This window comes from Streptosporangium sp. NPDC004379 (genome assembly GCF_042873875.1).
Lineage (GTDB): Bacteria > Actinomycetota > Actinomycetes > Streptosporangiales > Streptosporangiaceae > Streptosporangium.
Map to the genome: position 1 here is coordinate 296,497 of NZ_JBIAMC010000006.1, position 26,552 is coordinate 323,048.

Sequence of the window (26,552 nt, forward strand, 5' to 3'; positions counted from 1 at the left end):
GGGTGAGTCCGCGGCGGGCCCGGGTACGGTTCACCGGTGACCGAGATCATGCTGAAGGCGTGCCTCAACGGTTCGAGGAGTCCCGGCGAGCACCCGGCGCTGCCCCTGACCCCCCTGCAGCTCGCTCAGGAGGCCCGTGAGGCCTGTGAGGCGGGTGCGGCGGCAGTTCACATGCACCCGCGCGACGAGACCGGCAGAGAGTCTCTCAGCGCCGCGCACATCGGCGCGGCCGTCCGCGAGGTGCGGCGGGCGTGCCCCGGCGTGCCCGTCGGCGTCAGCACGGGCCTGTGGATATCCGGCGGGGACGCCGGGGAGCGGCGGCGGGCCGTACTGGGCTGGGCGGAGCTGCCCGCCGGGGACCGGCCCGACTTCGCCTCGGTCAACCTCTCCGAGCCCGGCTTCGCTGAGCTCTGGCACGACCTGCGCGAGTTCGGGGTGGACGTCGAGGCGGGGGTCTGGTCCACCGCCGACGCCGAGGCGCTCGCCGCGAGCGGCCTGGAGTGCCTGCGGGTGCTGGTGGAGATCATCGGCGGTCCGGCCGCCACCGCCGTGTCCCGCGCGCACGCCGTCCTCGCCCGCCTGGACGAGCTGGGCGTACCCGGGCGGCGGCTCCTTCACGGCGAGGAGGAGCCGACCTGGATACTTGTGGATGAAGCGGGGCAGATGGGTCTGGCTACGCGCGTCGGCCTGGAGGACGTCCTCCACAGCCCTGTGGGCGACCCCGTTGCCGGAAACGCCGATCTGGTACGGCTTGCGATGGCGCGCCTGACGTAGATGGATGAAGAAACCCGAATAGAGGGGGTGCTCGTATGCAAATCGGCATGATCGGGCTGGGCAAAATGGGCGGCAACATGGCCGAGCGCCTGCGCCGCGGCGGCCACGACGTGGTCGGCTACGACCGCGACCCGTCGATCAGCGACGTCGCGAGCCTGAAGGAGCTGGTGGACCGGCTCCAGGAGCCGCGCGCGGTATGGGTCATGGTGCCGGCCGGCGCGCCGACCCAGGCGACGATCGAGCAGCTCGGCGAGCTGCTGTCGCCCGGTGACGTCGTCGTCGACGGCGGCAACTCGCACTATCTCGACGACCGCAAGCACGGCGAGGAGCTCGGCGCCCGGGGCGTCGGCTTCGTCGACTGCGGCGTGAGCGGCGGCGTCTGGGGCCTGCAGAACGGCTACGCGCTGATGACCGGCGGCTCCGACGAGGACGTCCGGAGGCTGATGCCGATCTTCGAGACCCTCAAGCCCGAGGAGGGCGGCTTCGTCCACGCGGGCGGCATCGGCGCCGGCCACTTCGCGAAGATGGTCCACAACGGCATCGAGTACGGCATGATGCAGGCCTTCGCCGAGGGCTGGGAGCTGCTGGAGGCGTCCGACGTCGTGACCGACGTGGCCGGCTCCTTCAAGAGCTGGCGCAACGGCACGGTCATCCGCTCCTGGCTGCTCGACCTGCTGGTCCGCGCCCTCGACGAGGACCCGGGCCTGGCGGACCTGAGGGGCTACGCCCAGGACTCCGGCGAGGGCCGGTGGACCGTCCAGGCCGCCGTGGACCACGCGGTGCCGCTGCCGGTCATCACCTCCGCCCTGTACGCCAGGTTCGCCTCCCGCCAGGACGACTCGCCGGCCATGAAGGTCGTCGCGGCCCTGCGCAACCAGTTCGGCGGTCACGCGGTCACCGCCAGGGAGGGCCAGGTCGCCAAGGGCGCCGACGCCCCGGGCGCCGACGTGGCCCCGCCGCCGGAGGCCGACAGGTGACGCGGTGCCCGTACGGCCGCGCACCCCGCCGCGAGAGGTGCGGGGCGCGCGGCCGTACGGGCACCCTCACGAACGCCCCCGCGCACGCCCTGCGGGGATCCGCCCGCCGCCCGCCGCCCGCCGTCGGCCGGTGACCCGTGACGGGCGCCGGCGACCGGCGGGGCCCGCCGTGAACGGTCGTGAACGGCCGTGGACCCCTGTGACCCGCTGTGGATGACAGGAGCGGCGTGCCGCGGTGGAAACCGGTGACCGGTGGGGCCGACCGCGGCTCCCGGGGTGCGGCTAGTCTTCGAGGGGTGTACGTCGCCCATCTCTCGCTGACCGACTTCCGGTCCTACGACACCGCCGACCTCGGCCTGGAGCCGGGCGTCACGGCCTTCGTCGGGCCCAACGGGCGGGGGAAGACCAACCTGGTCGAGGCGCTGGGCTACATCGCGACGCAGTCGAGCCACCGGGTGGCCACCGACGCGCCGCTGGTGCGGCACGGAGCGGCACGGGCGGTCGTCCGGTGCGTCGTCGTGCGGGAGGACCGCCGCGCCCTGGTCGAGCTGGAGATCAACCCGGGGAAGGCCAACCGCGCCCGGCTGAACCGCTCGCCCGTCTCCCGCGCCCGCGACGTCGTCGGGCTGCTGCGCACGGTCCTGTTCGCGCCGGAGGACCTCGCGATGGTCAAGGGCGACCCCTCGGAGCGGCGCCGCTACCTCGACGACCTGCTGGTGGCCAGGACGCCCCGCTTCGCCGGGGTCCGCGCCGACTACGACCGGGTGCTCAAGCAGCGGGGGGCGCTGCTGCGCACGGCGGCGCAGGCGCGGCGCGGCGGCCGGGGCGGACGCCGGGCCGAGAACGACGCGGGCTTCGCCGCCGCCGGGGCGGGTGACCCGCTGAGCACGCTGGAGGTGTGGGACGCCCACCTCGCCAGGCACGGCGCCGAGCTGCTCGCGGCCCGGCTGGAGCTGGTCGAGGCGCTGCGGCCGCTTGTCGCCGCCTCCTACGCCGCCCTGGCCCCCGACTCGGCCCCGGCCGACCTGGTCTACCGCGGCACGCTGCCCGGGGACGCGCCGGACGCCGGGGACGACGGGAACGCCGGAGGCGCCGGGGAGGCCCCGGCCGACCGCTCGGTCCTGGAGAAGCGGCTGCGCGAGGCGCTGGCCGAGGTCAGGAGCGCCGAGCTGGAACGCGGCGTCACCCTGGTCGGCCCGCATCGCGACGACCTGTTCCTGGGCCTGGGGGACCTTCCCGCGCGCGGCTACGCCAGCCACGGGGAGTCGTGGTCGTTCGCGCTGGCCCTCCGGCTGGCCGCCTACGACCTGCTGCGGGCCGACGGCGGCGACCCGGTCCTCATCCTCGACGACGTCTTCGCCGAGCTGGACAGCCGCCGGCGCCGCCGCCTGGCCGAGATCGTCGCCCCGGCCGAGCAGGTGCTCATCACCGCCGCGGTGCCCGCCGACGTGCCGCCGGAGCTGGCCGGGGCCAGGTTCGACGTGACCGAGGGGAGTGTCGGGCGTGTCCGCTGACGACGCCGCGCGGGACCGGCCGGGCCGGCCCGCGCGCGGCTCCGGGAACTCCGGGGACTCCAGGACTTCGAGGGCGGCCGGCGAGGGCGCCGTATCCGGTGCGGACGCCGGCACCGGTTCCGGTACGGGTTCCGGCGCCGGAAACGGCAGCGGGAGCGGTACGGGTTCCGGTACGGGGACCGGCGCCGCGGCGGCGGCCGAGGCGTCCGCGGACACCGCGGCCCGGGGCGCCGCACTGGCCAGGGAGAAGCTGGCCCAGGCCAAGGCCGACGCGGCCAAGCGCGGCAGGCTGCCGCGGCGCGAGCCCAGGCGCGCGGCGTCCGGCGCCCGCAGGGACGGCGGCGACCCCCAGCTCCTCGGCCGGGCCATCGCCGACCTGCTGGCCGACCGGGGCTGGGAGCGGCCCGCCGCGGTGGGCGGGGTGTTCGGCCGCTGGCCGGAGATCGTGGGCCCGGACCTGGCCTCCCACACCCGGCCGGAGACCTTCGCCGACGGGGAGGTCGTGGTGTCCGCCGACTCCACGGCGTGGGCCACCCAGGTGCGCCTGCTGGCCAGGACCCTGGTCAGGCGGCTGAACGAGGAGCTCGGGGACGGCACGGTGCAGCGGGTGCGGGTGCGCGGCCCGCAGCACGGACCCCGGCCCGGCGGCCTCCGGGTCACCGGCAGCCGAGGCCCAGGTGACACGTACGGTTGATCACGGAGGTCCGGCTGACGCCGAAAACGGATCAGCGGCCCCTCTCGCGCGATGACCCCCCACCCCCGAGGGGGGATGCCCAAATGGAGGGTGGACGCGCTAGAGAGGCTTCTGGAGCCCGTCAATGCCGCATCACGCGCTTCGAGCCGCTAGAATGGAACTGAATTCCGGACACGTCCGTTTGCGTGACACCCCGGCCTGTGAGGCCGACTCCCCCGGGTGGGCGCATCGGGGCATTCACGACGGTGACGGGCAGGGCGGGGCTGAATCGCGTCCCCGCTGCGTGTCCGCGGCAGGAGGATTCCGCACTTGTCCTACGACGCTAGCTCAATCACCGTTCTCGAAGGGCTCGAGGCAGTCCGCAAGCGCCCGGGAATGTACATCGGCTCGACCGGCGAGCGGGGTCTCCACCACCTCGTCTACGAGGTGGTGGACAACTCCGTCGACGAGGCCCTCGCCGGTCACGCCGACAGGATCGAGGTCACCCTGCTCGCCGACAACGGCGTGCGGGTCGTGGACAACGGCCGTGGCATCCCGGTCGGCATGCACCCCGTCGAGAAGCGTCCCGCGGTCGAGGTCGTCCTGACCGTGCTGCACGCGGGAGGCAAGTTCGACAGCAAGTCCTACGCCGTCTCGGGCGGCCTGCACGGTGTCGGCGTCTCGGTGGTCAACGCCCTGTCCAACCGGCTGGAGGTGGAGATCCGCACCGACGGCCACTACTGGCGGCAGAGCTACGCCGACACCAGGCCGACGCACCCGCTGGCCAAGGGCGAGCCGACCGACGAGACCGGCACCTCGATCACCTTCTGGGCCGACCCCACCATCTTCGAGACCACGACGTGGAACTTCGAGACGCTCTCGCGGCGCTTCCAGGAGATGGCCTTCCTCAACAAGGGCCTGACGATCTGCCTGCGCGACGAGCGCCCCGGCCACTCCGCCGGCGAGGACGGCGAGGACGGGCCGGTGGAGGTGACCTACCACTACGAGGGCGGCCTGTCCGACTTCGTCAAGCACCTCAACTCCAAGAAGGACGCGGCGCACGTCTCCGTGATCGACTTCGAGGAGAGCGGCGAGGGGATCTCGGTCGAGATCGCCATGCAGTGGAACAACTCCTACAGCGAGTCGGTCTACACCTTCGCCAACACCATCAACACGGCCGAGGGCGGCACCCACGAGGAGGGCTTCCGCGCGGCGCTGACGTCGATCGTCAACCGCTACGCGCGCGAGCAGAAGTTCCTCAAGGAGGGCAAGGACGACAACCTCACCGGTGAGGACATCCGCGAGGGTCTCACCGCGATCATCTCGGTGAAGCTGGCCGACCCGCAGTTCGAGGGCCAGACCAAGACCAAGCTGGGCAACACCGAGGCCAAGTCGTTCGTCCAGAAGGCCTGCAACGACCATCTGCGCGACTGGTTCGAGCGCAACCCCGGCGAGGCCAAGGACATCATCAACAAGTCCCTGCAGGCTTCCCGCGCCCGCCTCGCGGCCCGTCAGGCCCGCGACCTGACCCGGCGCAAGTCGCTGCTGGAGGCCGGTTCCGGGCTGCCCGGCAAGCTGGCCGACTGCCAGTGGAGCGACCCGGAGAAGTGCGAGCTGTTCATCGTCGAGGGCGACTCGGCCGGTGGTTCCGCCAAGGGCGGCCGCGACTCCAAGTTCCAGGCGATCCTGCCCATCCGCGGCAAGATCCTGAACGTGGAGAAGGCGCGGATCGACAAGGTCCTGAAGAACGCCGAGGTCCAGGCGCTGATCACCGCCATGGGCACCGGCGTGCACGACGAGTTCGACATCTCCAAGCTGCGCTACCACAAGCTGATCCTGATGGCCGACGCCGACGTCGACGGCCAGCACATCAACACGCTGCTGCTGACGCTGCTGTTCCGCTTCATGAGGCCGCTGATCGAGGCCGGGCACGTCTACCTGTCCCAGCCGCCGCTCTACAAGATCAAGTGGGACCGCCGGGGCGAGGACGCCTCCTACGCCTACTCCGACCCCGAGCGCGACGCGATCATCAATGAGGGCATCGGAAGGGGCAGGCGCGACCCGCGCCTGCACGACGGCGTCCAGCGCTTCAAGGGTCTGGGCGAGATGAACGCCGGCCAGCTGTGGGACACCACGATGAACCCCGAGACCCGCGTCCTGCGCCTGGTCACCCTCGACGACGCCGCACAGGCCGACGAGCTGTTCAGCGTCCTGATGGGTGAGGACGTGGAGGCGCGCCGCTCCTTCATCATCCGGAACGCGCGGGACGTCCGCTTCCTCGACGTGTAGCGGCGGTTCCCGATGTGTAGCGGCAGCCGTACAGATCTCTCTTCGAAAAGGACCCATCACCCGTGACGGACGTGAACACTCCGCCCGCAGAGCCGGCAGAGCCGACAGAGCGCATCGAGCCGGTCGACATCCAGTCGGAGATGCAGCGCAGCTACATGGACTACGCGATGTCGGTCATCGTGTCCCGTGCGCTGCCCGACGTCCGCGACGGGCTCAAGCCGGTGCACCGCCGCGTGCTGTACGCCATGTACGACGGCGGCTACCGCCCCGACCGGGGTTACTTCAAGTGCTCCCGCGTCGTCGGCGACGTCATGGGCTCCTACCACCCGCACGGCGACTCGTCGATCTACGGCACCGTCGTACGGCTGGCACAGCCCTGGGCGCTGCGCTACACCCTGGTCGACGGCCAGGGCAACTTCGGATCGCCCGGCAACGACATGCCGGCCGCCATGCGGTACACCGAGTGCAAGCTCGCGCCGATCGCCATGGAGATGATCCGTGACATCGACAAGGACACCGTCGACTTCCAGCCCAACTACGACGGGCGTTCGCAGGAGCCGCTGGTCCTGCCGTCGCGGTTCCCGAACCTCCTGGTCAACGGCTCGGCCGGCATCGCGGTCGGCATGGCCACGAACATTCCGCCGCACAACCTGCGCGAGGTCGCCGACGGCATCAAATGGTGCCTGGAGAACCCCGAGGCGGACGACGACGAGCTGCTGGAAGCGCTGATCGCCCGGGTCAAGGGCCCCGACTTCCCCACCGGCGCGCTCATCGTGGGCCGCCGCGGCATCGACGACGCCTACCGCACCGGCCGCGGGTCGATCACCATGCGGGCGATCGTGGAGGTCGAGGAGGACGCCAAGGGCCGCCAGTGCCTGGTCGTCACCGAGCTGCCCTACATGGTCAACCCGGACAACCTCGCGCTGTCCATCGCCGAGCTGGTGAAGGACGGCCGGATCAACGGCATCGCCGACGTCCGCGACGAGAGCTCCTCCCGGGTCGGCCAGCGCCTGGTGATCGTGCTCAAGCGCGACGCGGTCGCCAAGGTCGTGCTGAACAACCTCTACAAGCACACCCAGCTGCAGACCACCTTCGGCGCCAACATGCTGGCCCTGGTCGACGGGGTGCCGCGCACCCTGCGGCTGGACCAGTTCGTACGCCACTACGTGGCGCACCAGGTCGAGGTCGTGGTCCGCCGTACCCGCTACCTCCTGCGCAAGGCCGAGGAGCGCGCCCACATCCTGCGCGCGCTGCTCAAGGCGCTGGAGCGGCTGGACGAGGTCATCGCCCTGATCCGGCGTTCGCCGTCGGCCTCGGCGGCCCAGGGCGGCCTGATGACGATGCTGGAGATCGACGAGGTCCAGGCGCAGGCCATCCTCGACATGCAGCTGCGCAAGCTCGCCGCCCTGGAGCGGCAGCAGATCACCGACGAGCACGACGCGCTGATGACGCAGATCACCGACTACCAGGAGATCCTGGCCTCGCCGCAGCGGCAGCGGACGATCATCCTCGACGAGCTCACCGAGATCGTGAACAGGTACGGCGACGAGCGCAAGTCGGAGATCATCGCCTACGAGGGCGACATGTCGATCGAGGACCTCCTCGCCGAGGAGGACATGGTCGTCACGATCACCCGCGGCGGCTACGCCAAGCGCACCAACATCGACCTGTACCGGGCGCAGCGGCGCGGCGGCAAGGGGGTGCGCGGCGCCCAGCTCCGCCAGGACGACATCGTCGACCACTTCTTCGTCACCACGACGCACCACTGGCTGCTGTTCTTCACCAACAAGGGCCGCGTCTACCGGATCAAGGCGTACGAGCTGCCGGACGCCGCCCGCGACGCGCGCGGCCAGCACCTGGCGAACCTCCTGGCCATGCAGCCCGACGAGGTCATCATGGAGGTCCTGGACCTGCGTGACTACGACGTGGCCCCGTACCTCGTGCTGGCCACCCGGCACGGCCTGGTGAAGAAGACGCGCCTCACGGAGTACGACTCGCCGCGCTCGGGCGGTCTCATCGCCATCAACCTCCGGGAGGACGACGAGGTGATCGCCGCCCGGCTGGTGTCCGAGGACGACGACCTCCTTCTCATCTCCCGAGGCGCCCAGTCGATCCGCTTCACCTCCACCGACGAGGCGCTGCGCCCGATGGGCCGGGCGACCAGCGGCGTGATCGGCATGCGGTTCCTGGAGGGCGACGAGCTGCTGGCGATGAACCGCATCGCCGACGGCGACGACGTGCTGATCGCCACCGAGGGCGGCTACGCCAAGCGCACCCCGGCCGACCAGTACCCGGTCCAGGGAAGGGGCGGCAAGGGTGTCCTGACGGCTAAGATCGTCAGCTCCCGTGGCAAGCTTGTGGGTGCTGCCATGGTCAGGCCGGAGGACGAGGTCTTCGCGATCACGTCCAACGGCGGTGTCATCCGGACCAGCGCAGGAGAGATCAAGCAGTCCGGTCGCCAGACCATGGGGGTACGTCTGATGAATCTCGCGGAAGGTGACAGCGTCGTGGCGCTCGCGCGCAACGCCGAGGCCGCCGGGGCCCGTGACAATGCCGAGGCCCTCGCGGTCCCGGAGAACGGCGAAGGGGAGTGACACGTGGGTGCCCAGGGAAAAAAGGGTCCACGTTCGGCTTCCTCGTCGACACGCGATCAGGTAACGGAGAAGATGGACAAGACCGCGGGGGCCGAGGCCGCCGGAGCGGTCGAGTCACCGGCCGACGGTAGAACGCCGGGGACCGGTGAATCGGTGACCGACGATCTCAAGGGCAGGCAGAACGTGACGGCGATCGAGGACGGCAAACCAAGCGAGTCCGCGGTGCGTATCCGCCCGGCGTCCCCGGACGCGGGCAACTCCTCCTGGACTCCCGGGGACCTGTCGTCCTCCGGGTCGCCGGGCATCCCGGCCACCGACAAGAAGGTCGCCGAGGCCCCCGCGAAGGCGCCGCGCAAGGCCCATCTCGTGCTGCGCCGGGTCGAGCCGTGGTCGGCGATGAAGTTCAGCTTCGTGGTGTCGCTGGTCTGCTTCGTGGTGCTGTTCGTCGCGGTCGCCGTGCTCTACATGGCGCTGTCCAGCCTGGGGGTGTTCGACAACATCATCCAGATGGTGAACCAGGTGACCACGGCGGACGGCAAGTCCACCGGCGGCATCGACGCCGCCTCCTGGTTCGAGCCGGTGCGGATCCTGGGCTACACCGCCCTGATCGGCGCGGTGAACGTCGTGCTGATCACCGCCCTGGCCACCCTCGGCGCCGTGATCTACAACATCGCCTCCGACCTGGTCGGCGGTGTCGAGGTCACCTTCAGCGAGGCTGAATAGCCGTCCCGCGCCGTGTCCCCGGCAGCCCGGCCGTCCCCGGTTCGCGGGCCGGGGACATGGCGCGAACGGGTGCCGGAAGAGGGTAAGCTTTTCCCTGTTCGAACGAACGGATTCGCCTCCGCAGAGCGGATGCGATACCGTTTCTTCGCGACGAGGGGCTATAGCTCAGTCGGTTAGAGCGCTTCCCTGATAAGGAAGAGGTCCCAGGTTCAAGTCCTGGTAGCCCCACCACGAAAAAGCGGTTCAGAGGCCGGTTCCCGAGATTCGGGAGTCGGCCTTTCGGTTGTCCGACCGTCATCTGGCCGTCGCGCCGTCCGCCACGAGTGGGCGCTGACGTGTTCAAGAGGTCCTCCCGGCGTCCTGGGTGTCATCCTGCCGGCCCGTATGTACTTCACCGGGCGCGGCCGCCGTTGGGCGCCCTCGTTGAGGCGAGGGGTCCGAGCCTTCCTGCCGGACGGTGAACGGCTCAGGCGAGAGACCGGGCGGAGCAGGTTCGTGCGCGAGCTTCGCGGACCACGGGCGGCGTCCCGGTCGTGCTTTCCGTACCGCACACCTCGGTTCCGTCGTCGGGTCCCCCTGGCTTCTGTTGGAGTAGCACCGAGTTCTGTTCATTCGTGGCGAAAGTCGTTAATCTCGTCGTAATCGGCCCCGCGGGTCCGAGCCGCATCTCCCCATCCAGGGGTCGTACCTCATGGAGCGAGAAGTGATGATGGCGCGCTGCCTGGGCCGGTTGCTTCTGGTGGTCGTCGTCGGCGCGCTGGCGACCGCCGCCCTGGCGGCGCCCGCTTCCGCCCACGGCCAGCTCGCGATGTCGACGCCGGTCAAGGGCGGCACGGTGCGCGAGCCGATGAAGTCCCTCGCGCTCTACTTCACCGAGGTGCCCGCCTCGAACGCGTACTTCGCGGTCACGGCTCCCGGCGGCGCCCGGGTCGACCGGCCCTGGACGCACGGCCGGCCCAAACGCCTCGACAAGCCGGTCCAGGAGTACAACCTCGTCAACGGGGTGTGGGAACCGAGCGTGTACAACACCGGATTCCCGGCGGAGATCCCGGTCGCCTACTGGCCCGAGCGGGGCGAGTACGTCGTCCGGTACCTGTCGATCGCCTCCGACGGGGAGCCGGTGCGGGGAGAGCTGCGGTTCACCTACAAGGGCGGGACCTCGGGGCCGCCGAAGGGCTGGCGGGCTCCGGACAACGAGCCCGACCCCGCCCTGCTCGCCTCGGCCGGGCCCGGGAACGGCACCCAGGCCCCGGTGCCCGAGACCGGCGGCAGCCCGGCGGCGATCGGCCCGGCGGCGCCGCAGACCGGCGGCACCCAGGCCGCGGTTCCCGAGACCGGCACGGCCGGTGCTCCCACCGGCGACGCGCAGCCGGCCGGCTCCGGCACCGGGTCGTCGGTATGGCTGGTCCCCGCGCTCCTCGTCGTCGGAGCGGGCGTCCTGGTGGTACGGGCCGCGCGGCGGCCCGCACCCGCCGCCGCGGCGGCCCGGCGGCCTTCCAGCCGCCCGCAGGCCAGGGCGCCCTCACGCGCGCCGGCGTCACGCACCCCCCACCGCCCCAGATCCGCCAAGCGACGCTGACTCGCCGCCCTGCCCCCAGGAGAACCCCCCCATGACGATCGTGCCCGCGCGCCTGCGCCCGCTGCTCGCCGCGCTCCCGCTCGGCGTGGCCCTGCTGACGGCCACGTCGGCCTGTGGAGGGCCGGATGCCGCCGCCCCCACCCGGTCCGCCGCCCCGGGATCCGCCGAGACGGCCGCCCCCGCTCCCGCGGAGCCGGATCCCGCGACCTCCGGAGAGCCGGCGTCCGCCGCCCCCGCGGACCCGGCGGTGAAGGAGATCACCGTCACCATCGCCGGCCGGAAGGTCACGCCGCCGACGAGACGGATCGAGGTGGCCAGGGGCCAGACGGTGCGGATCACGGTCACCGGCGACACCGCCGACGAGGCGCACCTGCACGGGTACGACAAGGAGGCCCACCTGAAGCCCGGCACCCCCGCGAGCATCGAGTTCGTCGCCGACGAGACCGGGCTGTTCGAGATGGAGACCCACGAGTCGGGGCTGCAGCTGTTCCAGCTCGTCGTCCGTTAGGCCGGCCGGGATGTGGCCGGCTCACGGCGTCGGCGGTCGTCAGGACCTGCCGATTCCGTTCTCGGCCGCGCTGACCGGCGCGGCCCTCGCGTTGCTGGTGTCGTTCGTGGCGCTCGGCGCGCTGTGGAGGGAACCACGGCTGGGCGCCGCCCTCGCCGGTGCCCGCTCGTTGCCCGCCGCCGTCCGGACGGCGATGACCGCGCCGGCCTGGCGGTGGGTCTGGCGAGCCGCCGGGCTCGTCGCCGCGGCGTACTTCTGCATCGGGCTGATCTTCGGTCCCGATCGGGCCGACAACCCCACGGCCGGGGCGTTCTACGTTCTGTTCTGGGTCGGCCTGGTGCCGCTGTCACTGCTCTTCGGCCCGGTGTGGCGCGGCCTGAACCCGCTGCGGACGCTGCACCTGCTGGCCTGCGAGGGGCTCGGGCGCGACCCGGAACTCGGCCTGCGGCCGCTGCCCGCGGACGTCGGATACCGGCCCGCCTGCGTGGGACTGTTCGCCTTCGTCTGGCTGGAACTCGTCGCCCCGGAGCGGGCCACCCTGCCGGTCATCGGGGCCTGGCTCGCGGCCTACGCCGTGCTCACACTCGCCGGGGCGGTGGTCTTCGGCTCCCGGTGGTTCGACCACGCGGATCCGTTCGAGGTCTACAGCGACCTCGTGGGCAGGCTCGCCCCGGTGACCGGACACCGCGACGGCGTGCTGGTCTGGCGCAACTCCCTGGACGGCATGGCGGGGCTGCGACCGGCGCCGGGGCTGACGACACTGGTGGTCGTGCTCCTGGGCTCGACCATGTACGACAGCCTGTCCAACGCCCCGGTCTGGGTGCGCTTCACACAGGAGAGCGCGGTGCCGGCCCCGGTCACGGGCACCGCCGGCCTGGTCGCCGTCATCGCCCTTGTGCTCGCGGCGTACCGGGCCGCGACGGCGCTGGCCGGCCGGTGGGGTGCGGCGGAGCCGGGTACGACGGCGGGAGAGATCGCCCACTCGATGGTGCCGATCGCCGTCGGGTACGTGGTGGCCCACTACTACACCCTGTTCCTCCTGGAGGGGCAGCGGACCATCGCCCTGCTGTCCGATCCGCTGGACACCGGCGCCGACTGGCTGGGCACCACCGGGTGGACCGTCCAGGCGCTCGGCACCACCCCCGCGGGGGTCGCCACCCTCCAGGTCACGGTCATCGTCGTCGGTCACGTGCTGGGCACCGTACTGGCCCATGACCGCGCGCTGGCCCTGTTCCCCCGGCGTACCGCCGTCCTCGGGCAGATCCCCCTGCTCGTGCTGATGGTGGTCTACACCGTGGCGGGCCTGCTTCTCCTGTTCGCCGCCTGAGCCGCTCGGGACAGGCGGCGGCCCAGGGACTGGGCCGGGCGCTCGACGACCCGGTAGGTCAGCTCCGCGCAGCCGAGCACCACCGCCAGCAGCAGGACGGCCATGACGAGCCGTTCGGCGAGGGGGAAGCGGGCGGGGTCCGCCGTCAGCCGCCGGAGGACCTGGATCGCGAGGGGATGCAGCAGGTAGACGGAGTAGCTGATCATGCCGAGCCGGACGAGGAGACGGGGCATCGCCCGGTGCCGCAGAAGACGGGCGGCCAGGAAGGTCGCCCAGGCCGCCGCGACGGCGGCGGTCCAGCCCCAGGTGAAGGCCCGCGCCTGGTCGTCGGGCATGCCCCAGCCCGGGCCGAACGCCCACGCGGCTCCGGCGGACGCGACCGGCACGAGGCCGAGCAGCCACCCGGTCCTCCTCCAGCCGGCCTGTCCCTGGTCGAGGCGGTAGAAGACGGTGCCGGCGAACATCGTCGCGAGGATGGCGAGACTCTGCCACGCCCCGACCCGGCTGTTGACGCCGAGCAGCACCAGGGCGAGCACGGCCGCCGCCGCGGTGCCGTACCGGCGGAGGCTCCCGCCGCAGGCCAGAGACGCGGCGGCCGCGAGCAGCACGACCGCGGTCGTCACCACGACCGGCGTGGTGCCCAGGCCGTGTGACAGCGCGCCCGCCGGGAGCAGCCCTCCCACGGTGACGGCCGCCACGGCGAAGGCGAGCATGCCGGTGACGCTGAAGCGGTGCACGCCGGCCGTGAACATGGCGGTCACGAGGAGGTAGAAGACCATCTCATAGGAGAGGGTCCAGAACACGTTGACGACGCCGTTCACCTGAAGCAGGTCCTGGAGCATCGTCAGGTGCGCCAGGGCCGCGACGCCCGGGGCGTCCGCCAGCTGGTCCGGCAGCGGGGTGTACACGCCCGCGACACCGAACGCCGTCCCGGCCGCCGCGGCGACGAGCCACAGGGGGTACAGCCGGAAGACCCGGTTGATCCAGAACCCGCCGACGCTGCCGCGCCGTTCGAGCGAGACCGGCACCACGTAGCCGCTGACGAGGAAGAACACGAGCACGCCGTACTGGCCGAAGTCGAACCACGGGCCGGCGGTCGCGCGCACCTCCGGGAGGAGCGCGTCCAGGGAGTGCTCGAACACCACGACCAGCGCGGCCATGCCGCGCAACGCGTCCAGCCACCCCTGCCGTGGTGCGGACGACGGCCGCGACCGCGGGGGCGGGGCCTCCTCCCGGGCAACGCTCCGACTCGTCTCCACAGCTCCGGCGAACATCCGGTCAGGCTAGGCGGTCATCCTGGGAGATTCGTAAACGCATCCTGAAGGCGGGCTCGACGGACCGGCGCCGGTACCGCCTGGCCCAGCAGGACCGGGCCAGGGCCATGGTGCTCGACGAGCGGGCCCGCATCGCCGAGGAGCTGGACGTCATCGCGCGGCGGGCCGCCGGCGGATTCGACGATCAGGTTTCATGCCTTTTCTTCATCGTCCTGCTTGTTCAACGAGACCATGAGCCGTGCTCCCGTTTTAGGAGAGCGTAAATATTCACAACTCATGCGTTCTGACGTGCTTATTGCTATCTTGGGGATAAAACTCCTTATTTATATTTTTATGCCCCCGATAAAGATTAAAAAACGGTAATGTGCACGGCTGACGTCGTCATGAGGAGGACCTGTGCTTGATGCTCGCTCGCGCCGCCGGCGCACATTGCTGGGGGCCGGACTGGCCGCTTCGGTGCTCGTCGCCACCGGCGTCGGCGCCGCCGGGGCGGCTCCCCTGGCAGGCGACCGGACGGACGCCGCGAAGGGGGCGATCCAGGGCGGCAGGGCCCGCAACGTCATCCTTTTCGTGGGTGACGGCATGGGTGACAGCGAGATCACCATGGCGCGCAACTACGCCAAGGGCGCCGACGGCCGGCTGAACATGGACATGCTCCCGCTCACCGGTGCGTACACGACGTACTCCCTGCACAAGGACACGGGCAAGCCCGACTACGTGACCGACTCCTCGGCCGGCGCCACCGGCTGGGCGACGGGCACGAAGACCTACAACGGAGCCATCTCCGTGGACCGGTTCGGCAGGGACCTGCCGACGGTCCTGGAGCTGGCGCAGAAGGCCGGCTACGTCACCGGCGATGTCACCACCGCCGAGCTCACCGACTCGACCCCCGCCGCCATCGCCGCCCACGTCCCCGACCGCAGCTGCCAGGGCCCGGCCGACATGAAGGAGTGCCCGCAGGACGCCAAGGAGAAGGGCGGCCCGGGTTCGATCGCCGAGCAGCTCGTCGACCACGGCGTCGACGTCCTCATGGGCGGTGGGAAGCGGCGGTTCGACCAGACGGTGACCGGCGGGAAGTACACCGGTCAGACGGTGCTCGCCCAGGCTCAGGCGCAGGGGTACACCACCGTGTTCGACAGCGCGGGCCTGACCGGCGTGCGGAAGGACCAGAAGGTCCTCGGCCTGTTCAGCCCGGGCATCATGCCGCCCCGCTGGAACGGCCCCGCCGCGACGCCGTTCACCGCGGAGGGCGCGGACAACACGGTTCCGCAGCCCTGCCCCGACACCTCGAGCGCTCCGGCCGGGCAGCCCACCCTGGAGCGGATGACCGCCGAGGCCCTGAGGCTGCTCGACGCCAAGGCCGAACGGAACAAGGACGGCCGCGGCTTCTTCCTGCAGGTCGAGGGTGCCGGGATCGACCTGCTGGGCCATGTCTCCAACCCGTGCAGCCAGATCGGTGAGACGGTCGGCTTCGACGACGCGATCGCACTGGGCAGGGCCTACGCGGCCAAACACCCCGACACCCTGGTGATCGTCACCGCGGACCACGCGCACGCCAGTCAGATCGTCGAGTACCCGCAGACCGCCGGGAACCACTCGGCCGGCGGCATCCGGACGCTGCTCACCACCGAGGGCGCCCCGATGGTCATCAGCTACGCGACGAACGCGGGCGCCCCGGAGGCCATCCAGGGCCACACCGGCAGCCAGGTCCGCGTCGCCGCCCAGGGGCCGCAGGCGGCGAACGTGCTCGGCATCACCAACCAGACCGACCTGTTCCACACCATGTCCCGCGCGCTCGGCCTGAGGTAACGGTCCCGCCCGCCGCGCACCCCATGCGTATGGCGTCGTCCCGCGCGGACGGCTTCCCCCTTCTCCGCGGTCTTCGCGCGGTCTCCGGCCCGGTCGCGAGCGTGACCGGCCCGGAGGCGCCCTTCCGGCCGGTGCCGGAGGGGCCCTTCCGGCCGGTGCGGGACGCCCGCGGCGGGCCGCTCCCGCCGTGTTCCCGCTGAGCCCGCTGTTACCTGGTTATTCGTATGGGTATGCGATCCGGTGACCGATATGGCCCTCGGATGGCCGTGACCTCCACGCGGAAGAGGAAAGTCCCATGCGCGCCTTGCTGATCACCCTGGGAGTCGTCGCGGTGGTGTTCATCCTGCTCGGCCTGTTGCTCAAGGCCCTGAAGTGGCTGCTCATCATCGGTCTGATCGCCCTGGTCGCCGCGGTCGTGATGGGCGTCGTCGAGGCCCGTCGCGCCGGCCGCGAGCCGTAGGCGCGCACGAGGACCTCCGGCCCCGCCGCCGCGCCGTACGCCCCGGGGCGCTTCAGTGCCCGCCGCTGCGGGCCGTACGGCGGGCGCCGGTGCGGGCCGCCAGGAACGCGACGAGGCCGACGCCGAGGAAGACGGCGGGAAGCAGCAGGACGGAGCCCACGGCCCACAGCCCGCTGTCGTCGGACGTGGCGGCGCCGACCGTCCAGGCCAGCCAGGTCACGCCCGCGACGGCGAGGGTGCCGGACTTCGGGACGCCGTACCGGCCGGCGAGGAAGGCGAGCACCCCCAGGACGACGACGAAGCCCGCCACCTGCCACGGCTGGTAGGGGCCGCTGACGCCGCCGTCCGGCGCGACGTCCTTCTGCCGGTCCCAGCCCAGCCAGGCGAGGTAGTTCGCCAGGGAGGCCACGGCCAGGATCACACCGATCCGGGCGCTCCGCGCGGCGCCCGCGCGGGATCCGTTGTCTTCGGGCACCGTTCCACGGTAGCCCGCCGGGGGCCCGTCGCCCATATGTTCACGCCGCCGGGGTTCACGGCCGCGCGAAACGGGACGGGCCGTTCTCCAGGCCGGCGATGATGAGGTCCACGGCCACCGCGAACGTCGCGTCGGCGTCGTCCACGCCGTCGAGCTCCGCGAGCTCCGCGAGCTCCGCGAGGAGGCCCTCGCTCTCGGCGGTGATGAAGCCGGAGACGAACGTGAAGAGCGCCGTGCGGGTGTGGGCGAGCCGGTCCGCGGGGACCCCGGCGGCGACCAGGATGCGGTTGTAGACCACCCAGAGCGCGCCCGACTGGTCCACGACGTCGGGGTGGGTGTTCATGTGGGACCACAGCGAGGGGTGGGAGCGGGCGATCGAGCGGTAGACGTGCGCCAGGGCCCGGAGCTGGTCCTGCCAGGGGGCGCCGTCGTCGGGGGGCAGTCGCACCTCGGCGGCGACGAGGGCGCAGACGCCGCGCAGCAGGTCGGTCCGGTCATGGACGTGGTGGTAGAGGGACATCGGGTTGACGTCGAGCTCGGCCGCCAGCTTGCGCATGGACAGCTTCTCCACGCCCGCGGCATCGATCAGCCGCAGAGCCGTCATGTGGATTTCCTCCGGAGTCAGGGGTCGTCCCCTGCGCGCGCTCACTGCCATACACCGTATGATAGCTTCCATACGGTGTATGGCTGGCGGTGTGGAAGCCGCCGCCGAAGGAGGGATTTCCATGGCCGCGACTCGGTCGATTCCCACCCCCCGTGGGCTGCCCGTGCTCGGTAACACCCTGCAGGTCCCGGCGCACTCGCCCGCCGCGTTCTTCGACGAGACCGCGGCGGAGCACGAGGAGGGGATCTTCCAGCTCGATCTGCTGGGCCGCCGGGTCCTGTTCGTCTACGACCCCGACCTGGTCGCCGAGGTCTGCGACGAGACGCGCTTCTACAAGGGCATCGACCCGCCGCTGTCGATCGTGCGCGACTTCAGCGGCGACGGGCTGTTCACCGCCCGCCACGACGAGCCCGTCTGGGGGCAGGCGCACCGCATCCTGATGCCGGCGTTCGGCCAGCGGTCCATGAAGACGTACTTCCCGCAGATGCTGGAGGTCGCCGAGGCGCTGGTGGACAAGTGGTCGCGGTCCGACCGGGTCAACGTACCCGAGGACATGACCCGGCTCACCCTCGACACGATCTCGCTGACCGGGTTCGGCTACCGGTTCGACTCCTTCTCCTCCGACGAGCTCCACCCCTTCCTGCGGTCCATGGGCAACGCGCTGACCGAGGCGATGCTCCGCAACCGGCAGTTGCCCGTCGTCACCAGGATGAAGAAGAGGCGCGAGGAGGACTACCGCGCAGACATCCGCGTGATGCAGGACCTGGTGGACGACGTGATCAGGCGGCGCCGCGAGGAGGGCGGCGGGGGCACGGGCGACCTGCTCGGCCTGATGCTGGAGGCCGCCGACCCGCGCACCGGCGAGCGGCTGTCGGACGAGAACATCCGCAACCAGGTCCTCACCTTCCTGATCGCCGGGCACGAGACCACGAGCGGCCTGCTGTCGTTCGCGCTGTACAACCTGCTGCGCAACCCGCACGTGCTCGCCCTCGCCTACGCCGAGGCGGATCGGCTGCTGCCCGGCGACACGGCGCCGACATACGAGACGATCATGAAGCTGGACGTGATCCCGCGCATCCTGGAGGAGACGCTGCGGATCTGGTCCCCGATTCCGGCGTTCGGCGTCAAGGCGTTCGACGACACCGCGATCGGCGGTTACCCGGTCCGCAAGGGGCAGACCTGCGTCGTCCTGCTGCCGTCGCTGCACCGGCACCCGAAGGCGTGGGACCGGCCGGAGGAGTTCGACATCGACCGCTGGCTGCCGGAGAACAAGGCGGCCCACCACCCGGCCGCCTACAAGCCGTTCGGCAACGGCGAGCGGGCCTGCATCGGGCGGCAGTTCGCGCTGACCGAGGCCCGGCTCGCCCTGGCGATGGTGCTGCAGAGGCTCGCGGTCTCCGACCCCGGCGCCTACCGGATGCGGATCAAGCAGACGCTCACCCTCAAGCCCGACGACTTCACGATCGGCGTGCGGGAGCGCAGGCCGTACGAGAGGGGGACGGCGGGGGCCGCGGCGGACACCGGGCCGGACGCCGCCGAGGCCGCCGAGACGGCGCTCGCCGTCGGCTCCGGCACCGCACTCACCGTCGCCTACGGTTCCAACCTCGGCAGCTCGGCCGACATCGCCGAGCGGCTGGCCGACCGGGCCGCGCGGTCCGGGTTCGCGACCACGCTGACCACGCTCGACGACCTCGTCCCGCCGTCCGAGGGGGCCCTCGTCGTCGTCACCTCCACCTACAACGGCAAGGCTCCCGACAACGCCCAGCGCTTCGACGCGCTCGACGGCCTGTCGCCCATGGACGGCGTACGGCTCGCGCTGCTCGGCTGCGGCAACACCCAGTGGCCGACCTACCAGGGTTTCCCCCGCCGCGCCTTCGACAAGCTCGTCGGCGCCGGAGCCGTGCCCCTGGTCGAGCGGGGCGAGGCCGACGCCGACGGCGACTTCGACGGCGACGTGTCGGCGTGGACCGCCGGGCTGTGGGCGGCGCTGGCGGCCGAGTACGGCACCGCCGCCGCCGACAGCGCGCCCCGCTACGAGATGGAGGTCCTCACCGAGGCCGACGTGCGTCCTTCCGTCGTGTCCCCGGAGGCGGTCCCGCTGACCGTGCTGTCCAACGAGGAGCTGACCGGCGACCCGGCCGGGCTGTGGGACTTCTCGCTGGAGGCCCCACGGCCGGGGGTGCGCTCCATCGTGGCCGAACTGCCGGAGGGCGTGACCTACACCGCGGGCGACCACCTGGCCGTCTTCGGCAAGAACGACCCCGAGCTGGTCGAGTGGGCGCTGCGCTGCCTGCGCGTCCCGCGCGACCAGGTGGTACGGCTCCGCGCGCGGGGCACGACCCACCTGCCGGTGGACACCCCGGTGACGGCCGGGCTGCTTCTGTCGGAGTTCGCCGAGCTGCAGGAGGTCGCCACGCGTTCCGACCTCGCGGCGCTGGCCGCGCACACCGGGTGCCCCTGGACCACGGAACGGCTCGCCGCCCTCGCCGACGACTACGCCGACGAGGTCCTGGCCAAGCGGGTCTCGGTGCTCACGCTGCTGGAACGCTTCCCGGCGATCACACTGCCCCTGCCGGTGTTCCTGGAGCTGGCCGGCCCGATCCGGCCGCGCTACTACTCGATCTCGTCCTCGCCGCTGGCCGGCCCCCGCCGGGTGCGGATCACCGTCGGGCTGGTCGAGGGCCCGGCCTGGTCGGGCGGCGGCTCCTACCGGGGGATGTGCTCGGCCTACCTGGCGGGGCTGGAACCCGGCGAGGTGTTCTACGGCTACGTGCGGGTCCCCGCCCCGCCGTTCCGGCTGCCCGACGACCCGGCCACGCCGGTGATCCTGGTGGGGCCGGGCACCGGGTTCGCGCCGCTGCGGGGCTTCCTGGAGGAGCGGGCGCTGACCGGCGCGACCGGCCCGGCCGAGGTGTTCTACGGCTGCCGCCACCCCGGGCACGACTGGCTGTACCGCGACGACCTGCGGGCGTGGGAGGACGCTGGGACCACCGGGGTGCACCTGGCGTTCTCCGCCGTGCCCGGCCACCCCTCCCGGTTCGTCCAGGACGCGATCGCGGCCCGCGCCGACCGGGTGTGGGAACTGCTGGAGCGGGGCGCGCACGTCTACGTGTGCGGTGACGGCCTGCGGATGGCGCCCGCCGTACGGCGGGCCCTGGCGGAGATCCACCGGGAGCGGACCGGTGGCGACGGCGAGGAGTGGCTGCGCGCCCTGGAGGCCGAGGGCCGCTACCAGCAGGACGTCTTCGCCTGACCCTCCCGGCCCGTGTCACGCCGTGGCCGTCGGGACGGGCGGCCGCCCGTGGTCCGGCCCCGGTCCGGCGGTGCCGTCCGGGGTCGCGGCTCTGGAGTGGAGGACCTCGCGGCCCTGCTCGGCGGCGCGGATGAGCCCTTCGCTGACGAAGTCGAGGAAGCGGGCCGAGTTCTCCAGGCGGACGGCGGCCGGGGTGCCGGGGCCGAGGACGGCGACGCCCTGCCGGGCGGTCTCGATGAACCGGTCGTTGGCCCGGGCGCTGGCGATCATGGACTGGTACCAGAGTTCGTCGTCGACGACGTAGCGCTCACGGCGGCGTTCGTCGCGCTCCCGGCGGACGAGGTCCTGGCCCTCCAGGAAGGCGATCGCCTTGGAGACGGAGGCGGGGCTGACCTGGAGACGCCGGGCGAGTTCGGAGGCGGTGAGACTGCCGGCGTCGGTGGTGTAGAGGCAGCCCATCACCCGGGCCATCATCTTGGGCAGACCCGAGGCCATGAGGACGGTGGTGAGGGTCTCCTGGTAGTCGCGCACGGCCTCGGCGTCGCGCCCGTGGGGCTGCGGGGACGCCTGCGCCCCTCCGGGCGAGGACTGCCCGCGCCGGCGGGTGCGCTGCTGGGCGGTGCGGTGGGCCAGGTCGGCGCGATAGCCGGTGGGGCCGCCGTTGCGCATCACCTCACGGGTGATCGTGGAGGTGGGGCGGTCGAGACGGCGGGCGATCTCGGCGTAGGCCAGGCCGTCGGCCAGTCCCAGTGCGATCTGCTGGCGGTCCTGCTGGGTGAGCCTGCCTCCCGGCATCGTGATCTCCTTCGTGCCCCGTGGGCGCCCGGTGCTCCCTGACGCCTCCACCATAGCGTTCACTTTCAATTCGTTGCAACGGACAACGACTCCGCAGTTGCGTTAAGCGAGAGGCGACTGCAACGATTAATCTGCGTTTACCTGCTGAAACACTGTTTCAAAGCAAAGATTTTGTTGCATGAATATAGAAAGCAACGTAGCTTTTCCATTGTTCGAAACACCGAGCCGCAAGCACGACGGAGAGCCACGATGCACACGTTCGACACCCCCGCCCCGATCACCGCCGTCCTCGACATCCCCGCCGGACGCGTCCGGCTCATCGCCGCCGACCGGACCGGCACCACGGTCGAGGTCCTGCCCGCCAACCCCGCCAAGGACCGTGACGTCACCGCGGCCGAGCAGACCACCGTCGGATACGCCGACGGCGTCCTGCGGATCGAGACTCCCGCGAAGAACCGGCACTTCGGCCCGACCGGAGCCGTCGAGGTGACGGTCAAGCTGCCCGCCGGCTCCCGCGTCGAGGCCAAGACGGCCGCCGCCGAACTCCGGACCGTCGGCCGCCTCGGCGACGTCGTCTTCGACGGCGCGTACCACCGGATCAAGCTGGACGAGACCGCGAGCCTCCGTCTCACCGCGACCGACGGCGACGTCGAGATCGGCCGGCTGGGCGGCCCCGCGGAGATCGCCACCGAGAGGGGCGACATCACCGTCGCCGAGGCCGTCAGCGGCAAGGTCGTGCTCCGCACCCAGTCCGGCGACATCTCGATCGGTGCCGCCGCCGGCGTCTCCGCCACCCTGGACGCCGGCACCTCCCACGGCCGCATCGTCAACGGTTTCAAGAACGACGGCACCGCCGGCCTCGACGTCCACGCCACCACCACCAGCGGTGACATCACCGCCCGCAGCCTCTGACCCACGGCCGGCCCGCGGCACACTCTGCTCACCCCGTCCCGGCGCACAGGGACGGGGCACGCGAGATCGAAAACCACACTTGAGGAGATTCACGATGAGTCAGGTCGACGGCGGATTCTCGGCGACGGGGCTGCGCAGGCTGCGCGAGGTGCTGGAGCGGCACGTCGAGTCGGGGAGGATCCCCGGGCTCGTCGCCCTGTTCAGCCGGGGTGAGGAGACGCACGTCGAGGCGATCGGGACGATGCGCCACGACGGCGGCGCGCCGATGGGCCGGGACACGGTCTTCCGGATGGCCTCCACCTCCAAACCGGTCTCGATCGCCGCGGCGATGGTGCTGCTGGACGAGTGCCGGCTGCGGCTGGACGACGTGGTGGACCCGTGGCTGCCCGAGCTGGCCGACCGCCGGGTGCTGACCCGGCCGGACGCCGAGCTGGACGACACCGTGCCGGCCCGCCGCCCGATCACCGTCCGGGACGTTCTGACCTCCACCTTCGGTCTCGGCCTGGACTTCACCGCGCTGGGCAAGCCGATCATGAACGCGGTCTTCGAGCAGGGGCTCACCCCCAACCTGCCGGTCGAGGTGCCGGAGCAGGACGAGTGGATGCGCCGCCTGGGCGCGCTGCCGCTGGCGTACCATCCCGGCGAGCAGTGGCAGTACCAGATCGCCAGCGACCTGGCCGGCGTGCTCGTCTCCCGGGTCAGCGGCCGGTCGTTCGAGGAGTTCCTGCACGAGCGCGTCTTCGAGCCCCTGGGCATGAACGACACCGGCTTCCACGTGCCCGCCGACCGGATCGACCGGCTGCCGCCGCTCTACGCCCCCGACCCGGCCACCGGTGAGTTCCTCGTCTGGGACGAGCCCCGGGACGGCCGCTGGAGCAGGCCCCCGGCATTCCAGGGCGGCGGTGGCGGCCTGGTCTCCACCGCCGACGACTACCACGCCTACTTCCGGATGCTGCTCAACGGCGGGGTCCACGAAGGCCGGCGGATCCTGTCCCGCCCCGCCGTGGAGCTGATGACGACCAACCGTCTCACGCCCGAGCAGAACGCCGCCCGCACTGCCCTGGCCACCGGCAACGTGCACATCTCCTTCGGCCAGGGGCAGCAGGGCGGCTGGGGCCTCGGGATGGCGGTGCGCACCTACCGCGGCGACTACGCGCCCGTCGGCCAGTTCGGCTGGGACGGCGGCAGCGGCACCTCGGCCTACGCCGACCCGGCCAACGACCTCGTCGGCGTCCTGCTCTGCCAGCTCGGCTACACCGTCCCGAACCCGGCACACCTGATGAACGACTTCTGGACCACGCTCTACCAGGCCCTCGACGACTGACGGCGATGATGGAACGGGCGCCTTGCCCGCGGTGCACGGTTGATCCCGGACCTTCGACGGGACCGGCCGGGCTCGCGCGGGGAGGCGCCCGTCCGCGTTTCCCGGACGTCGGGGGAGCGGGTCAGGGAGAGGCCGTGCCCTGGCGCGGTCGCAGACCGTTGAGAGCGGTCTCGACGACGCTGTCGGCGTATTCGGTGGTGAGTGCTCCACCGCGCTGGAGCCATCGGTTGAGCAGCGGTCCCCACAGCATGTCCACGGCCACGTCGAGGTCGAGGTCGTCGGCCAGCTGGCCGGCTCGCTGAGCGCTGCGCAGCCGTTGTTTCTTCAGCTCTCGCATCGGGCCGTCCAGCCGCTCCGCGTAGAGGGCGGCGAGCGCCGGGTCATGCGTGATCTCCGTGTTCAGGGCGCGCATCGGCTCGTCGTACCGCGGGTCGTTGAGTTCTCCGACCGTGGCGCGCAGTACCGCCTTCAGGTCCACCTCCAGATCACCGGTGTCCGGCAGGGCCGCCTCTCCGTCGTCCGGCCGCTCGCTGAGCATGAGAAAGGCGTCGAAGAGGACCGCCCCCTTGGAGGGCCACCAGCGGTAGATCGTCTGCTTGCCGACACCGGCACGGGCCGCGATGCCCTCGATGCTCAGCTTGGTGTATCCCACCTCCTGCACCAGATCGAACGCCGCAGTGAGGATGGCCCGCCGGGATCCCTCGCTCCGGCGGGCCGTGCTGGAGAGGGGCTTGTGCGCTGGCGTCATGGCGTCAAATCTAACAAAGAGCTAGACGAGACGGTCCGTCTTGACGCAGTCGCCGAAGACCATTACTGTTCACATTGTCCGAGACGGACCGTCTCGTCTTGGATAATGTGAACACAATCGATGGGAGCCCCCGTATGCGTACCCCGGCCACCGCCTCCCCCCGCACCTGGTTCATCACGGGAGCCAGCCGCGGCCTGGGCCGCGCGTTCGCTCTCGCCGCGCTGGAGAGCGGCGATCGAGTGGTCGCCGCCGCCCGCACCGTCACCCGGCAGGACTTCGGCGACCGGTACGGAGACCGGCTGCTCGCCCTTCCCCTGGACGTGACCGACCGCGCCGCGGTCTTCGCCGCCGTGAACACCGCCGTCGAGCACTTCGGCCGGCTCGACATCGTGGTGAACAACGCGGGAACCATGTCCTCGGGCATGGTCGAGGAGTTCACCGAGGCCGAGGCGCGCGCCCAGCTCGAGGTCAACTTCTTCGGGGCGATGTGGGTCTGCCAGGCCGTCCTGCCGCACCTGCGCGAGCAGGGATCCGGCCACATCGTGCAGGTCTCCAGCATCGCCGCCCTGGGCGGCTTCCCGAGCACCGGCATGTACAGCGCCAGCAAGTTCGCATTGGAGGGCATGAGCGAGGCGCTGGCCATGGAGGCCGCGTCCTTCGGCGTCAAGCTCAGCATCGTCCAGCCCGGCGGCTACTGGACCGACCTCTACACCAGCATGACGACGACGTCACCGCTGGAGGAGTACGGCCCGCTCCGCGCCGAACTGGAGAAGCAGTGGGCCGAGGGCTCGATCGACAGCGAGCCGCGTCTGGCGGCCGAGGCGCTGCTCGAACTGGTCGGCAGCGAAGACCCGCCGCTGCGGCTGCTACTCGGCAGCATGGTCTACGACCTGGCCTTCGACATCTCCCGCCGGCGGATGGAGACCTGGGCCGCCTGGGAACGGGTCAGCCGCGCCGCCGAACACGCCGTGCCGGCCCCCGGCGGACCCGGCCCGGCGGAGCAGCCGCACGACGTCTCCTGATCCGAAGGAGATCACCGTCAGCGGATGATACGCGAGGAGGCCCGCCCCGTCCCGGGGCGGGCCTCCTCGCGTATCCGGGGCTACAGGTCCATGACGTCCACCCGTACAGCGCGGTCACCGGGGACGACGATGGGGTCGGCGACCTCGACGACGCGCTCGCCCGAGTAGGTATGCCGGGTGATGGAGAACACGGGTACGCCGGAACCGATCCGCAGTCGCTCCGCCTCCTCCGGCGCCGGCATGCGAACCGCGGTCGTCTCCTTGATCCGGGTCACCTCGATGCCGAGGCTGCGCAGTTGCCCGGTGTTGCCTCCGGGCCAGGGCTCGTTGCGCGGGTCCGCCAGCGGCGTCCCCTCGACGTCGGACGCCAGCAGGCAGGAGCGTGACAGCTGCGACGGCTCGTCACCGGCGTAGAACACGAATCTGCGCTCCAGCACGCGGGTTCCGGTCGCGACGCCGAACAGACCGGCGAGTCGCTCATCCGCTTCGATCCACGCGAACGCCTTGTCGAGGCGGTACTGCGACCAGGTGATGCCCGCGTCGTGCGTGAACGACGTCTGCGGGTTGGCCATCGATCCCGTGGCGTCGGCGAGATAGCGATCCATGGAGAGCCGGCGGACCGGTGGGCGGATGCGGACACGGCTGCCCGATCCCTGCCGGGATTCGATGAGACCTTCGTTGCGGAGGATGTCGAGCGCGCGGCGGATGAGGATCTCTGAGACACCCTGCTCCTCGGCGAGAAGCCGCTGCGATGGTAGCTTCTCGCCCGGTTTGAACTGTCCTGAGCGGATGCGATCTCGCAGGTCATCGGCTACGCGGAGGTAGGCGTGTGTCCGACCGGTCACGCTCCCCCTCCAAATCTTCGTATCTGGCTTGACGGGAGCGTACACGATCAGGAAATTCCGTATACGAACATGT

The 26,552-nt window shown here is 71.4% G+C and carries 23 protein-coding genes and 1 tRNA gene; 18 read left to right on the plus strand and 6 right to left on the minus strand.

All coding sequences use genetic code 11. The features are described from left to right. The first annotated feature begins 36 nt into the window (after positions 1-36). The 11 genes from ACFYSC_RS15825 (at position 37) to ACFYSC_RS15875 (ending at position 12,958) form a co-directional block, all read left to right on the plus strand. Positions 37-774: a 3-keto-5-aminohexanoate cleavage protein gene (locus ACFYSC_RS15825; RefSeq protein WP_389961554.1), complete on the plus strand. Its 738-nt coding sequence runs from the start codon at positions 37-39 to the stop codon at positions 772-774. Positions 775-809: 35 nt separating this feature from the next. Next, positions 810-1,751, plus strand: coding sequence for a phosphogluconate dehydrogenase (NAD(+)-dependent, decarboxylating) (gene gnd / locus ACFYSC_RS15830; protein ID WP_389961556.1), 942 nt, complete (start codon positions 810-812; stop codon positions 1,749-1,751). A 296-nt stretch (positions 1,752-2,047) separates the two neighbouring features. Then, positions 2,048-3,265, plus strand: a complete 1,218-nt coding sequence (recF, locus tag ACFYSC_RS15835) for a DNA replication/repair protein RecF (RefSeq protein ID WP_389961558.1) — start codon at positions 2,048-2,050, stop codon at positions 3,263-3,265. After that, on the plus strand, positions 3,255-3,959 hold the full coding sequence (locus ACFYSC_RS15840) for a DUF721 domain-containing protein (RefSeq protein WP_389961560.1): 705 nt from the start codon (positions 3,255-3,257) through the stop codon (positions 3,957-3,959). The genes recF and ACFYSC_RS15840 overlap by 11 nt, the downstream gene beginning before the upstream one ends. Before the next feature lie 309 nt (positions 3,960-4,268). Continuing rightward, a complete protein-coding gene (gene gyrB / locus ACFYSC_RS15845; RefSeq protein ID WP_389961562.1) occupies positions 4,269-6,227 on the plus strand; it encodes a DNA topoisomerase (ATP-hydrolyzing) subunit B in 1,959 nt (652 codons plus the stop codon). A gap of 62 nt (positions 6,228-6,289) precedes the next feature. Further along, positions 6,290-8,821 carry a DNA gyrase subunit A gene (gene gyrA / locus ACFYSC_RS15850; RefSeq protein WP_389961564.1) on the plus strand — a complete coding sequence of 844 codons (2,532 nt, stop codon included), beginning with the start codon at positions 6,290-6,292 and terminating at the stop codon, positions 8,819-8,821. 72 nt (positions 8,822-8,893) lie between these two features. After that, positions 8,894-9,544, plus strand: coding sequence for a DUF3566 domain-containing protein (locus ACFYSC_RS15855; protein WP_389961566.1), 651 nt, complete (start codon positions 8,894-8,896; stop codon positions 9,542-9,544). 154 nt (positions 9,545-9,698) lie between these two features. Continuing rightward, positions 9,699-9,775 (plus strand) — tRNA-Ile (locus tag ACFYSC_RS15860). A gap of 460 nt (positions 9,776-10,235) precedes the next feature. Next, positions 10,236-11,123: a copper resistance protein CopC gene (locus ACFYSC_RS15865; protein WP_389961568.1), complete on the plus strand. Its 888-nt coding sequence runs from the start codon at positions 10,236-10,238 to the stop codon at positions 11,121-11,123. 31 nt (positions 11,124-11,154) lie between these two features. Continuing rightward, complete coding sequence (locus ACFYSC_RS15870; protein ID WP_389961570.1) at positions 11,155-11,631, plus strand: hypothetical protein; 477 nt, start codon at positions 11,155-11,157, stop codon at positions 11,629-11,631. 10 nt (positions 11,632-11,641) lie between these two features. After that, positions 11,642-12,958 carry a hypothetical protein gene (locus tag ACFYSC_RS15875; RefSeq protein ID WP_389961572.1) on the plus strand — a complete coding sequence of 439 codons (1,317 nt, stop codon included), beginning with the start codon at positions 11,642-11,644 and terminating at the stop codon, positions 12,956-12,958. On the opposite strand, the gene ACFYSC_RS15880 is transcribed toward ACFYSC_RS15875, so the two are convergent. Then, positions 12,919-14,232 carry an acyltransferase family protein gene (locus ACFYSC_RS15880; RefSeq protein WP_389961574.1) on the minus strand — a complete coding sequence of 438 codons (1,314 nt, stop codon included), beginning with the start codon at positions 14,230-14,232 and terminating at the stop codon, positions 12,919-12,921. The genes ACFYSC_RS15875 and ACFYSC_RS15880 overlap by 40 nt on opposite strands. Positions 14,233-14,339: 107 nt before the next feature. Here ACFYSC_RS15880 and ACFYSC_RS15885 point away from each other — a divergent pair, with 107 nt between their 5' ends. From ACFYSC_RS15885 to ACFYSC_RS15895, 3 genes are all read left to right on the plus strand, one after another. Further along, on the plus strand, positions 14,340-14,495 hold the full coding sequence (locus tag ACFYSC_RS15885; RefSeq protein ID WP_389961576.1) for a hypothetical protein: 156 nt from the start codon (positions 14,340-14,342) through the stop codon (positions 14,493-14,495). A 133-nt stretch (positions 14,496-14,628) separates the two neighbouring features. After that, positions 14,629-16,041, plus strand: a complete 1,413-nt coding sequence (locus ACFYSC_RS15890) for an alkaline phosphatase (protein ID WP_389961578.1) — start codon at positions 14,629-14,631, stop codon at positions 16,039-16,041. Positions 16,042-16,336: 295 nt separating this feature from the next. Beyond that, a complete protein-coding gene (locus ACFYSC_RS15895) occupies positions 16,337-16,501 on the plus strand; it encodes a hypothetical protein (protein ID WP_362944804.1) in 165 nt (54 codons plus the stop codon). Positions 16,502-16,553: 52 nt separating this feature from the next. Here the strand turns inward: ACFYSC_RS15895 and ACFYSC_RS15900 are convergent, their stop codons facing one another. Both ACFYSC_RS15900 and ACFYSC_RS15905 read right to left on the minus strand, forming a co-directional pair. After that, entirely contained in the window at positions 16,554-16,976 is a 423-nt protein-coding gene (locus ACFYSC_RS15900) for a hypothetical protein (RefSeq protein ID WP_389961580.1), read from the minus strand. 55 nt (positions 16,977-17,031) lie between these two features. Then, positions 17,032-17,580, minus strand: a complete 549-nt coding sequence (locus ACFYSC_RS15905; protein WP_389961582.1) for a TetR/AcrR family transcriptional regulator — start codon at positions 17,578-17,580, stop codon at positions 17,032-17,034. A 121-nt stretch (positions 17,581-17,701) separates the two neighbouring features. Between ACFYSC_RS15905 and ACFYSC_RS15910 the strand changes: the two genes are divergently transcribed. Beyond that, complete coding sequence (locus ACFYSC_RS15910) at positions 17,702-20,833, plus strand: bifunctional cytochrome P450/NADPH--P450 reductase (RefSeq protein WP_389961584.1); 3,132 nt, start codon at positions 17,702-17,704, stop codon at positions 20,831-20,833. Positions 20,834-20,848: 15 nt separating this feature from the next. Here the strand turns inward: ACFYSC_RS15910 and ACFYSC_RS15915 are convergent, their stop codons facing one another. After that, a complete protein-coding gene (locus tag ACFYSC_RS15915) occupies positions 20,849-21,628 on the minus strand; it encodes a helix-turn-helix domain-containing protein (RefSeq protein ID WP_389961586.1) in 780 nt (259 codons plus the stop codon). A gap of 249 nt (positions 21,629-21,877) precedes the next feature. On the opposite strand from ACFYSC_RS15915, the gene ACFYSC_RS15920 reads away from it, so the two are divergent. Both ACFYSC_RS15920 and ACFYSC_RS15925 read left to right on the plus strand, forming a co-directional pair. Beyond that, the gene (locus ACFYSC_RS15920) at positions 21,878-22,540 is read left to right on the plus strand and encodes a DUF4097 family beta strand repeat-containing protein (RefSeq protein WP_389961588.1); all 663 of its coding nucleotides are present in this window, start codon (positions 21,878-21,880) and stop codon (positions 22,538-22,540) included. Positions 22,541-22,634: 94 nt separating this feature from the next. After that, on the plus strand, positions 22,635-23,864 hold the full coding sequence (locus tag ACFYSC_RS15925; protein WP_389961590.1) for a serine hydrolase domain-containing protein: 1,230 nt from the start codon (positions 22,635-22,637) through the stop codon (positions 23,862-23,864). A 121-nt stretch (positions 23,865-23,985) separates the two neighbouring features. Here ACFYSC_RS15925 and ACFYSC_RS15930 read toward each other — a convergent pair whose 3' ends face one another. Further along, entirely contained in the window at positions 23,986-24,612 is a 627-nt protein-coding gene (locus ACFYSC_RS15930) for a TetR/AcrR family transcriptional regulator (RefSeq protein WP_389961592.1), read from the minus strand. Positions 24,613-24,746: 134 nt separating this feature from the next. On the opposite strand from ACFYSC_RS15930, the gene ACFYSC_RS15935 reads away from it, so the two are divergent. Continuing rightward, positions 24,747-25,634 carry an SDR family oxidoreductase gene (locus tag ACFYSC_RS15935; protein WP_389961594.1) on the plus strand — a complete coding sequence of 296 codons (888 nt, stop codon included), beginning with the start codon at positions 24,747-24,749 and terminating at the stop codon, positions 25,632-25,634. 80 nt (positions 25,635-25,714) lie between these two features. Here the strand turns inward: ACFYSC_RS15935 and ACFYSC_RS15940 are convergent, their stop codons facing one another. Continuing rightward, positions 25,715-26,479: a GntR family transcriptional regulator gene (locus ACFYSC_RS15940; RefSeq protein WP_389961595.1), complete on the minus strand. Its 765-nt coding sequence runs from the start codon at positions 26,477-26,479 to the stop codon at positions 25,715-25,717. Positions 26,480-26,552: the final 73 nt, after the last annotated feature.